General features: G+C 34.0%; 6 protein-coding genes. 3 read left to right on the plus strand and 3 right to left on the minus strand.

Translation table 11 applies throughout. The features are described from left to right. Window positions 1–56: 56 nt before the first annotated feature. Window positions 57–1,262, minus strand: a complete 1,206-nt coding sequence (porV, locus tag LNP22_RS07580; RefSeq protein ID WP_229976011.1) for a type IX secretion system outer membrane channel protein PorV — start codon at window positions 1,260–1,262, stop codon at window positions 57–59. A 41-nt stretch (window positions 1,263–1,303) separates the two neighbouring features. Then, window positions 1,304–5,140: a type IX secretion system sortase PorU gene (porU, locus tag LNP22_RS07585; RefSeq protein WP_229976012.1), complete on the minus strand. Its 3,837-nt coding sequence runs from the start codon at window positions 5,138–5,140 to the stop codon at window positions 1,304–1,306. Between the two features lie 214 nt (window positions 5,141–5,354). Here porU and gldJ point away from each other — a divergent pair, with 214 nt between their 5' ends. The 3 genes from gldJ (at window position 5,355) to LNP22_RS07600 (ending at window position 9,748) form a co-directional block, all read left to right on the plus strand. Next, entirely contained in the window at window positions 5,355–7,031 is a 1,677-nt protein-coding gene (gene gldJ / locus LNP22_RS07590) for a gliding motility lipoprotein GldJ (RefSeq protein ID WP_210664520.1), read from the plus strand. Window positions 7,032–7,152: 121 nt separating this feature from the next. After that, entirely contained in the window at window positions 7,153–8,439 is a 1,287-nt protein-coding gene (locus tag LNP22_RS07595; RefSeq protein ID WP_229976013.1) for a UDP-N-acetylmuramoyl-tripeptide--D-alanyl-D-alanine ligase, read from the plus strand. Between the two features lie 112 nt (window positions 8,440–8,551). Beyond that, window positions 8,552–9,748, plus strand: coding sequence for an IS256 family transposase (locus tag LNP22_RS07600; protein ID WP_229973272.1), 1,197 nt, complete (start codon window positions 8,552–8,554; stop codon window positions 9,746–9,748). 96 nt (window positions 9,749–9,844) lie between these two features. Here the strand turns inward: LNP22_RS07600 and LNP22_RS07605 are convergent, their stop codons facing one another. Beyond that, window positions 9,845–12,718, minus strand: coding sequence for a triple tyrosine motif-containing protein (locus LNP22_RS07605; protein ID WP_229976014.1), 2,874 nt, complete (start codon window positions 12,716–12,718; stop codon window positions 9,845–9,847). Window positions 12,719–12,748 lie beyond the last annotated feature (30 nt).

The raw sequence follows: 12,748 nt of genomic DNA on the forward strand, positions 1-12,748 counted from the left end.
ATCCAAATTTCTAATTTCTAGAAATTTGGATGTATATGTTTTACTGTTTTGTGTTTTTAATAAACTTCGTATTTGTCTCCAAAGTTAAAGGTTAAAGAGAAGCGAAGAGTGTTTTCTAAAGGATTTCTGATTTTAGATGCAGAAAATAAATAAGAAACATCAACTTTTACAACATTATATTTGAAGCCGGCTCCTAGTGAGAAAAATTTTCTCGCTCCTTTTTCAGGGCTTTCATGAAAATATCCCGCACGCATAGAAAATGCATCTTGATACGTATATTCTGCTCCCACACTGTAGGTGATTTCTTTTAATTCTTCGCTAGACCCATTTGGAGCGTCTCCAAATGATTTAAAGATTCCCGAAACCCAGCCAATGTTTTTGTAATCATTGTAGTTGTTGGTGTCGGCTTCCTGCTGTGTAATATCTTCAGGGTCAGTAAAATCTCCATCATTATTAGTGTCTACAGGAGTTCCAGTTCCCGGAGGCGTTGGTACAAGAAGTTTTGCAAATTCTACACTAACTCCAACAGTGTTGTATTCATCCAGAATAAAGTCAAAACCAGCTCCCAGTCTTAAATTAGCAGGCAAAAAATTAGAGCTAAAATCGTCATTGTCATAGCTAATTTTTGGACCTAAATTTTGCATATTAAAACCAGCTCTCCATCTTCCATTAAAACTTGTGTAAGCAATTTCTTCAGATTGATAAAATCCTGCAACATCTACGGCAAAAGAACCTGCTGCAGAGGCATCAGTATCTTCTGAAGGGATTTTTAGGTTTGATCGGATGTATCTTCCGCCAACTGCCATAGAGAATTTTTCGCTTAGTTTTAAAGAGTACGAACCATCAAGAGCAAATTCATTTGGAGAAACTGTTCTTGCAGCTTCATTTGGGTCTCCAGTTGTTCGTAACTCAATATCTCCAAAACCAAAATAACGCAAACTTGCTGCAAAAGCACTTTTTTCGTTTATTTTGTTGTAATAGGTTACCTGACCTAGCGAAATATCATTTGCTAAATCTGTTAAATAAGGAGTGTAACTAACAGAAAATCCTTGCTTATCTACCGAAAAAGCATATTTTGCTGGGTTCCATTGTTGCGAAAATACGTCTGCAGATGTAGCCACACCCTGATCGCCTAAACCGGCTGCTCTGGCGTCTGCTGCCACTAATAAAAACGGAACTCCTGTCGTAATAGGTCGATTATCTTGAGCCTTTACTTTAAAAAGAATTGTAAAACAAATTAAAAGTAGAGATATTTTTTTCATTTGTAGACTTAGGGTTTTTTATGGTAAAAATATATATATTATTATAATATGACAAGTTTTTCGTACTTTTCTGCTTTTTTATTTGTTAAATTTGATTTAACGGTGAGTTTATAAATATAAACTCCTTTGCCTATGCGGTCTCCAAAATCATCTTTGCCGTCCCAGGTTATTTCTCTCGATAAAAATCCTTCGGTTGTAATAACTTGGTTTTTTGTCCAGACTACTTTTCCGGTTATGGTCATCACCTGAACCTGAACATCCAGTGGTTCGTAGGGTCTGTTGTGCGAAAACCAAAATTGGGTGTAAGTAGAAAATGGATTTGGATAATTAAGAACATTTGTCAATGTAAGAGAATCATCGCCAACGACTACAAATTGTATCTCACTTGTTACCGGATTGTTATAAACATCCCAAGCTGTAAAACTTATAGTGTGTATTCCTGCTGCTAAATTTCTTAGCGGGAAACGTAAATTTCCATTGGTGTAATCGTCTAATTTTGTTTGATAATAATCATTCAAAATATAAGGATTACTAGTGTCTCCGTCTACTATAGCTACAATATCATGACCGATACCACTTGCAGTATTGATTCCGTTTTCGTCTTCAAGAAACGCTAACAGAAACGGAGATTCGTTTGTGATTCCTCCCGAAACAAAAGTTTCATCATTCATATATAACTTCACTTTTGGACTAATATTGTCTTGAGGTGCATTTTCGTTAATTCCGCCTATTTTAATGAGGTTGTTGTGCCCAGACTGATTCTCAAAAAGTTGATTTTTTTTCGAATAAAAACTAATTTTTCCATTATCAAGTGGAATTCTAATATCTCTCGGAACGATAAAACTAAATTCGAAAACACCATTGGTTACAGAAGCATTTCCTCTAAAAATAGTTTCTCCCAAAGTTTTTAATTGTATAGAAGGACTATTTCCGTCGTTGTTTAAAGTGCTGGTGGTAATTAATTTATCAAAAATAGCAGTAGCTAATTCTCCGTTGTAATTGCTCAATAAATTATTGTTTTCATCTGTGATTTCTCCCGTGATTTTCATTTTGGCCAATGATTTAAAATCCGGAATGGGTTGTGAAATGGGAATATCATTCACTTTAGTTAAAATAATTTTAGGTTTAGCAATCGCAAGCATCAGGGCAGGATCACCAATATAAAAAACAACATTACTTGAAGAGCTCGGATTTTCATTTTTAGAAAGTCGAAGCGATTCTGCAATTGTTGTGTATTGATTTGAGCCATAAGAAAGCAGGTTTTTACCCAAAATGTCATTAAAGTTTTCAGCATTAAACTGACCAATTTCGCGAATCGTAGTAATCATGGCAATGGCTCCTCCTTTCGGATTCCAGAATGTATATTCTCCTGCTGTTGGGCGACTCGGATCGTCAAAACGTGAAAAATCGCAGGTAATCGTTATAAATAAAGGATATTTGAACTGATTGTTTAAGTTTTGCCCATCTGATTTTTCCCAAATGCGTTCGGCTGCTAATCCATCTTCGCCGCCATGACCTAAATAGTTAAAAACGAGCGCACCTTTTTCGAAAGCATTAAAAAAATCGGTTCGGGCTTTAGGGTATCTTGATCCTCCTGCAGAAGCTTCCTGTGTGTAGGCGTCCAGAATTATTTTGTCTACATTTAAAAAAGGCTTTTCAGTTGTGATAGCATCAGCAAGAGCATTTTGGCGGCTTTGCAACGAGGCATCCGAATTTATGTCGGAATCATCGCTTACAAGAACAAAATTATTGCGCCAGTTACCATACGATTTAATGTCGTGGTATTCCAGAACTTTATTGACCAGTTGTTCGGCTTGAGCATTATCCGAAGCTAACATTCTGCCCACTGCAATATCGATTCCTCCAAAAAAAGAAGTTATAATGCCTTCATCAGCATCCATTAAACCATAAAAATCATCAGAAGCAAAAGAGCTTTCTCCGATGGTATTGCTATTTAAGGAATGATAGATCGGTACAATGTTGGTATTATTCGAAATTCTATTCTTATAATCGTACGAGGCGTCTCCAAAAAGATTCAGGTATTTGATTCTTTTTTCAGGAGAAGAAGCGTTGTCATATAGATATCTAACGCAATTTCTGATGGCTGCGATATCTTGCTTTCCTGACGAAAACTCCTGGTAGATGTTTTCTAAAGTGACCACTTTTACACTCAGGTTAGAATAATTTCGATGAAAAGCGGCCAATTTTTCAGCTTGCGAAAGTAAAAATTTGGGTGTTACGATAAGATAATCAATATCCTGACTGGCGTTTTGATTGTTTTTAAAAAGTGTTCCTTTTAGATTTTGGTTGGTAATTTTTGATTGATTTTCTTTTAAAGGAGTATAATAATCACTCGGATCAATGGTGACATATTTTCTAATTTCTCCCAAATTTGCTTTAAAGCTAAAACTTGCCTGATTGCTGTTCTGAAAAGAAGATACATTATATAGGTCTGTAATGTCCCAAATTTGAGCGATTGAAGTGGCGTTTCCAATTGTATAATTTGCAATTCCTGCTGTTGAACCTGCTAAATCGTATTGAAATTGAAATTGTTTTCCAGTGCCTAGTAATCTTCTTTTGGCAATTAAATTGATAAAATCTAAATATCCTTTTGATCCCGGAACTCCATTATTATTGTATGATAATTTTATTTTTAGATTTTCGCTACCTTTAAAAGTGCTGTTTGGATTAAGTTTTCCAGAGAAATACTTTGTCTCTGAATTTGTTGTTAAGGCATTAAAAGAGATGTTTCCAATGGTTTGTCCATTTGATGAAACAGTAAAAGAAGTTGGCGTAAAAGCCGCCGAAGCCGCTGTTACAGCTATTTTAACAGGCACGGTGAGGTCTATGTTTGGAAAATTAAAGTCAAATTCCTGCTCTTGATTGATGTCAAAGGATTCTCCAAGCCATTGGCGTCCCAGATGTGCAATATTGGTAAGGTCAATTTCGTGATATTGATGGTCGTCGAACGTATTGAGTTCCAGAGTGGCGTTTCCGGTTGGTTGGATATTTGCGGCAATTCGCTTCCCGTCACCACCTTGTGTTGTAATGTAATAATAAGATTTGGTGTCGTATAAATTGATGTTGGTTTGATTTTCATCGCTCCAGGTGTCAATGCCTTCTGCGTAAAAAAGAATAAAGTCGTCATTGCCAAAATTGCCGTCACTTTCGCCCATTATTTGAATCGCATTTTCCGTTAAATCCTCGGGATAAAAGCTGCTGTTTGCCAACGGAAGCATTTTTCCGCCATTTCCATAGATTTTTATTCTTCTTGGGTCAGATTTTGTAACATCAAAACCTAAACTTTGCAGAAATTGTCTGGAAATTTTATAAACACCCGATTTTTCAACATAAAAACGATACCAATCTCCAGAAGCTAAAACAGAATTTGTGATGAGAGCCGTTTTTTGAAAAGAAGAATTGTTGCTGTTTCTTGCATTAGAATTATTGATAGTATACGAGAAAGATTTTACTTTTTTAAAACCATTTCCGTCAGAGATAATTGGTGATAAGGATATAAAAGTTTGTTTTTTATCTCTGGAATTTACCGTTTTGAGCGTTTCATTAACACTTTTAGGAATATTTTCACGAGATAAATCTCCTAATTCAGCTACAGGAATTGATTCGTATAAAATATTCGAAATTTCGATTGTGCTGCTGTTATTATAGTTGGCTTCTTCTACTTTTAGCAGTAATATTATGTTTTTTTTTGTAGTATCGAACCTAAAGCCGCTCCCAGAAAAGTACGGAATAGTAAATTTTGATTCTCCAAACCCCATTTCTCTTTTGGTTTGCCAATCTATTGTAAAAGCGCCATTTATCTGGGAAAATGAGATAATTGGGAGGAGAAAAAAGTATAAGATTAAGGCTTGTTTCATATTCAAAGAAAACAAAAATAATTTAAATTAATTTAAGTAAGTAAAAATATAGTATTTCATGTTATAGTAAATAATAAAAAGTATATTTTTGCGTTCGTAACTATAGGTTATTTTTCTGCAAAAAACAGTTAAATAAAATTAATTAGAACAGGTGTTGCTAATTAAATGTTAATTATTATATTGCAGCACCTAAATTTATCACCTACGAATGAGTATGAAAGTAAACAAAATTGTGGCCTTGCAATTTATGATGTCAATGGTATTGATGTTGGGCACGGCTAGTTGTAGCAAAAAATCAAGTTCTAGCAATGCTTCTAGAGCAACTGGTTGGGACGTTGACAGTCAAAATGGAACTGCTGCTAGAAATGCAGGAAAAAAACAACAGGCTGGTCCTGGTTTAGTTTTTGTTGAAGGAGGTACATTTACTATGGGTAAAGTACAGGATGATGTTATGCATGATTGGAATAACACACCAACTCAACAGCACGTTCAATCATTTTACATGGATGAAACAGAAGTAACCAATGGTATGTATCTTGAGTACCTGGAATGGTTAAAGAAAGTTTTTCCACCAACAGAAGAAAATTACAAAAACATTTACGAAGGAGCTTCTCCGGATACTTTAGTATGGAGAAACAGATTAGGTTATAACGAAACGATGACAAATAACTATTTGAGACATCCTTCTTATGCCAACTATCCTGTTGTAGGTGTAAACTGGATTCAGGCAACTGAGTTTAGTAAATGGAGAACTGACCGTGTAAACGAAGCAGTTTTAGAAAAAAATGGCTATCTTAAGAAAGGGGCTAAAACACAAGATGTAACTGCTGAAAGTATTTTTAATACTGAAACTTACGTTGCGTCTCCAACAAGTACTTACGGAGGAAACGAAGAGCTTGTTTTGAAGAAAAATCAAAGAGGAAAAAGACCTAAGGCTGGAAAAGATGGTGTAGAAGAAAAGAATGTGTACGCACAACGTTCTTCAGGAGTTATCTTGCCGGAATATAGATTGCCTACAGAAGCTGAGTGGGAATATGCCGCTGCCGCAGATGTTGGACAAAGAGAATATAATATCTACAAAGGACAAAAGAAATATCCTTGGTCTGGAGATTATACACGTTCGTCAAAACGTAAAAATAAAGGAGATCAATTGGCTAACTTTAAACAAGGAAACGGTGATTACGGTGGAATTGCAGGTTGGTCTGACGATGGAGCTGATATCACTAACGGTGTAAAAAGTTATGCTCCTAATGATTTCGGATTATACGATATGGCAGGTAACGTTGCAGAATGGGTACAAGACGTTTACAGACCTATGATCGATAACGAGGCGAATGATTTTAACTACTTTAGAGGTAACCTTTACGGTAAAAATAAAATTGGTAAAGACGGAAAAATTGAAATTGTTACAAAAGATAATATTAAATATGATACTTTAAGCAATGGTAAGATTGTAGCAAGAAACCTTCCGGGTGAAATTGTTCAAGTACCAGTTGATGAGCAGGAAACATATTTGAGACAAAACTTTAGTACAAGTGATAATATCAATTATAGAGATGGTGATAAACAATCATCTAAGTATTTTGATTTTGGAGATGAAGCAGAAAACAAAGCAGATCAAGCGATGTATAACTCGCCAAAACACAATGTAACTACAGACAGTTTAGGTACAATGATTAGAAAGTACGACAAATCAAGCAAGCGTACTACTTTGATCGATGATAATGTAAGAGTCTACAAAGGAGGTTCTTGGAGAGATAGAGCCTATTGGTTAGATCCAGCTCAAAGAAGATATTTCCCTCAAGATATGGCTACTGATTATATCGGATTTAGATGTGCAATGTCTAGAGTAGGTTCAAAATCTGAAAAAAGAAAATCACCAAGGAATTAAGTTTTTTAAAATTCCAAAAAAATAGTAAATCCAAATTCCTGGACTGAATATTTCAGTCAGGAATTTGGATTTTTTTTATAGAAACTTTTCTATTTTTACATTCCATAAAAAATCTTTATAAATGAATATTCAAGAAATTCATAACCTGTTTCTAAAATGCAAATCGATATCAATAGATACGCGAAAAATAGAGAAAGACTCAATGTTTTGCGCTATTAAAGGAGAAAACTTTGATGCTAATACTTTTGCTCAAGAAGCACTAGACCGAGGCGCTTTATATGTTATTATCGATAACCCTGCTTATTTTATAGATCAGAGAACTATTTTGGTTCAGAACAGTTTAGAGACATTACAAGAATTGGCAAAATTTCATCGTTTGTTTTTAAAATTGCCTATCATTGCTTTAACAGGTAGTAATGGTAAAACCACAACCAAAGAGCTTATTAATGTAGTTTTGGCTAAAAAATACAAGACCAAAGCAACTGTAGGCAACTTAAATAATCATATTGGAGTTCCGCTTACTTTATTATCATTTACATCAGAAACAGAGATAGGTATTGTAGAGATGGGTGCAAATCATAAAAAAGAAATTGAGTTTTTATGTGAAATTGCACAACCTGATTACGGCTATATCACCAATTTTGGAAAGGCCCATTTAGAAGGTTTCGGAGGCGTTGAAGGCGTAATAATTGGAAAAAGTGAGATGTACCAATATCTTAGGAATAGCAAAAAAATGGCTTTCGTAAATCTTGAAGACCCGATTCAGATAGAAAAATCGCATGATATACAATCTTTTACTTTCGGAATCAATAATGAGCATGCTGATGTAAATATCAAAAAAGTTGCGGCAAATCCTTTTGTTGTCATAGACTACAATGATTTTGCTGTAAAGTCTCACTTGATAGGTCTTTACAATTCAAATAATATCAATGCTGCGGTAACAATTGGGCATTTTTTTGAGGTAGACAACGCATCTATACAATCGGCGATAGAAGGATATATTCCAGAAAATAATAGATCTCAGATGCTTAAAAAAGGCAGTAACGAAATAATTCTTGATGCGTACAATGCCAATCCGAGCAGTATGGCAGTAGCAATTGCTAACTTTTTACAATTGGAGAGCCAGAATAAAATAATGATTTTGGGCGATATGTTTGAACTCGGTGAAGAGAGTCATCAAGAGCACAAAGCTATTGTAGATTCAGTATCAAATCAAGAAAAATCTGTATGTTATTTTATTGGTAAAGCTTTTTTTGAGAATAAAATTTCAAGCGATACACTTTATTTTTTTGAAACTTTTGAGTCTTTTGCGACCTATCTAAAAACTATTAATTTTAGTGAAAATACAATTCTAATTAAAGGTTCAAGAGGTATGGCTCTGGAAAGAACATTAGAATATGTCGCATAATGCTAAAAATAACGCAAAAGAAGGTAGTGTCTCACTAACTGTGTAAGTTAAAAAATGATGGGGTTTAAAATCACTCATCATTTTTTTTTAACTTTAACTTTTACACAGTCTTATGAAAAAAGAAGATTTATTATCAGATGAATTTTTAAAACAATTCAAAACAGGCGAAGACCTAAATGGTTTTCTTGCCCAATTACAAAAACGAGGAATAGAAGCTATTCTATCAGGAGAGTTAGATTCTCATCTAGGTTATGAGAAACACGAAAAGACGCCTTCAAGTAATTCTCGTAATGGTTTTTCAAACAAGAAGATAAAAACTTCATTTGGAGAATCAAACATCCAGGTTCCAAGGGACAGAGAAGCTTCTTTTAATCCCATGATTATTCCAAAACGTCAAAATATGGTTGATGGATTAGAGAATGTTATTGTCTCTCTTTATGCCAAAGGAATGACCGTTAGTGATATTGAAGAACAAATAAGAGAAGTCTATAAATTTGATATCTCAACCTCCACTATTTCTAGAATTACTGAATCTGTTTCTAATGATGTAATAGCTTGGCAAAATCGCCCACTAGAAGCTGTTTATTTAATTGTTTGGATGGACGGGATTGTATTTAAAGTTCGAGAAAACTCTAAGGTCATTAACAAAACTATTTATTTAGCTGTAGGCCTGAATCGAGATGGAAAAAAAGAAGTTTTAGGTATGTGGCTGGGCAAGAATGAAAGTTCCAGTTTTTGGTTGGGAGTTTTAACCGATTTAAAAGCCAGAGGTGTTGAAGATATATTAATTACTGCTACAGATAACCTAAACGGCTTTACTCAAACCATTAAAAATGTATTTCCTGAATCACAGACTCAAATCTGTGTAGTGCACCAAATACGCAACTCAGCGCGTTATGTAGTGTGGAAAGATAAGAAGGAATTCTCTAAAGATATGAAGCAGATTTATGATGCTCCAACCAAACAGGCTGCCAGGGCTTCTCTTGAAGATTTTGCTAATAAATGGAATAGTAAATATCCATATGCTGTAAAATCATGGGAAGACAATTGGGAAGAACTTACCGTATTCTTTGACTTCCCCGTTGAGATTAGAAAAATAATTTATACCACTAATCTAATCGAAAATCTAAACGGTAAGATTAGAAAATACACCAAAAATAAATTATCATTCCCAACCGATGAAGCAGTTTTAAAATCTGTATATTTGGCTTTAAGAGAAGCTACCAAAAAATGGACAATGCCAATCCATAATTGGGGATTAATACTCAATCAGTTCTTAACTATATTTGAAAAAAGGGTTCAACTTTAATTAAAAAGTCAAACCCCGTTATTTTTAAACTTACACACTTTTTAGGACAGTGTCCAAAAGAAAAGCCATCTTGTTTTTTTCAGGATGGCTTTTCTATTAGATACTCATTAAAAAACCAATTAAGTTTTCCTTTTTATTAAGACCAAGTTTTTTTCTTAATCGATATCGAGCCAATTCAACGCCTCCGGTCGAGATATTCATAATTTCGGCAATTTCCTTGGTAGACATATTCATTAATAAATACGTTGACAAATCGAGCTCTCGTGGCGAGATTGTTGGGTATTTTTCTTTGAGTCTTTTTAGGAAATCAAAATGTACATTTTTGATGTGTTTTTCTAGATCTTTCCAGCTTTTATCGGTATTTACCTCCTTTACAATGCTTTTATGTAATTTATTAAACTCAGATTTTGTGCTGTCATCTAAGTTGTGTGTGTCGATATCTTTTATTTTCTGAATAATACCGTTTAATACTTTGTTCTTTTTTACAACCTGTAAAGAATTGTTAACCAATTCTTTGTCTTTAGCAAGGATTTTTATTTGAAGCTTGTCATTTTTAAGTTTTTCAATCTCTTTTTCCAGTTCATGTTGTTCATGTCTAATTTTGGATTCTTTTTCCAAATAAAGCCTTCTTTGCTCAATGGTCTCGTAATATTTATTGGTTCTGATTTTTACTTTTATTCGATTGGTAGTATAATAGATTGCCGCTAAAATCAATATAAAATAAGTTAGATAAGCTAGAAAATGTCTGTACCACGGCGGCGAAATAGTGAAATTAATTTCTGAAACGTTAGACTCTACACCATAACTGTTTTTTGCCTTAATTTTCATAGTGTAATTTCCTTCTCTCAAGTTAGTGTATTCTTTAATCGAAACAGTAGACCAATTGCGCCAGTTTTCCTCAAATGGTTCTAGTTTATAAGAGTACATAACGTTTTCCTGATTTTCGAAAGTGGGAGACGAAAAGGTAAATTTTACGTGATTAGAGCTGTAAGGTAATTCAAATTCTTCTTTATCGGTGGTAAGATTCCCTGTTATAATAGTATCTTCTGGGAACGAAAAACTTTCGATAAAAGCCCTAGGTTTGGTTATAAAACTATTTGAAATTTTTGAGTCATAATGTGTTAATCCATCCGTTAATCCTATAAAAATATTATTAGGATCAATTGCATTTATAGAAATGTAATTGTTTACCAAATTGCCGGTTAAGTTAGAAAAAGGAGCTTCCTTTTGATGATACGTTCCATCTAAGTTTTTTTCTAAAACGCCCAGTGACTCATTATAGGCATACCATAAATTACCATAAGCATCCTCAATCAAAGCTTTTAACGTAGGTGTTTTTGTGAACAAAGCAGATATTTTTTTGTCTTCAAAAAAGCCTTCCTGCTCTTTACTATATCTGTAAAAGTGGTTTTTAGTTTGAAAATAAACCTTATTATTGATAGATTGTAAGCTACCGATTCCTTTGCGTTGTGAAGAAATTCCAGTATGTTTTTTAATAAATTCAAAACTCTTTAAGTCCTCCGAAAGGGTCATTTGGTACAAATAATTATCTTTCTTGAGCCATAAATAATTCTCATCAAGTTCAATTTCAAACGTATTGGTAGTTTGGTCAAATCCGGCCACTTGATTGACATAATTGATCCCATCGGGAGCACTTTTAAATACCGAAAAGCCATTATAGCTTTCTCCAATAATATAACCGGGACGCTTAGGGATCGCTTTAAAACCAAAATACCCTTTGCTGTCCAGTATTTTGGCAACTCTGTTTTGTTCTATCACTAGCGCACCATTGTTACTGGCACACAGTAAAGTATTGTTGATCACCTGTATGTTCCAGGCCTGTGCAATTGTCCCTTCTATGCGATAAAAAGGCTCGTCCTTAAATGATTTGCTCCACGGGTGGTAAAATAAACCCTGATTTGTGGCCACATACAAGTTGTTATTATGCACGACAGAAGCATAAACGGTACCGATGTTATAACTATAATCAAAATAGGTAAAAGGGGAGTTTTCGTTAATAAAAGTGATTCCGTTATCAAGTCCCAGCCAGACATTGTTTTTGTTGTCTACGAAGGAAGTAAGCACCGTATTATTTTGAAGTCCTTTTTGTCTGTTTAAGTGTTGAATAATCTTTCCGTTTAAATCACAAATTATGATGCCATTGAGTACTGTATTAAGCACAATAAATTTGTTTTTTATGATAGATCCGCCAAGCGAGGTGTTTTTTTTAATAAAGCTATTGGCTTCTGTCTCCCATGATTTTATAGATTTGCCATCACTTATAAAAAGTCCTTTTTCGAGAGTGGCAAGAATCAATTTATTAGTAGAAAGAGGAAATACTGCCCAAATTTCTTTATCGTTAAAAAATGCAGATCCTGGCACTGCGATTAATTTGCCATTTTTGTATTCCAGAATCCCTAGTGATTTGTCCTGAAAGTAAAGTCTCTTATTGATTAAAAATGAAAATTGAAATTTCTTTGGGGCATCGATGAAACGAAGTTTCTCATTTTTATAAAAAAACACTTTCGTGAAAGATTGAAAGATGACTTCGCCTTTATATATGTGTATTCTCCAAATTAGGTTAATATTTTTGCTGTCTTTCTTACTGATTAAATTTGATAAAGAAAAATACTTTAATTCTCCTTTTTCGTTGCTTTTAAAAAAACCAAATTCGTTATTACCTCCTACAAATATTTTTCCTGAGTCATCAATTTTCAAACTTCTAATTGCGGTGCTATTCGGGAGTGAATATTTGTGCCAAGTAGATCCGTCAAACTTTATTAAACCACTATTATTTGCAAAATATAGGTTCCCATTTGTGTCTTGATCTATATTCCAGTTTTGAGTTCCGCCTTTATAGTCGGTTCTTTTGTAGTTTTTGATGGCAGGAAGTCCAATATCTTTCACTTGGCCAAAAAGGGCAACTGAGAATAGTGTAAAAAAACCAATAATAAAATATGATTTTATCATTTTCATAATTTTTTCAAGGTATTTGATGTT

This window comes from Flavobacterium flavipigmentatum (assembly GCF_020911905.1).
Lineage (GTDB): Bacteria > Bacteroidota > Bacteroidia > Flavobacteriales > Flavobacteriaceae > Flavobacterium > Flavobacterium flavipigmentatum.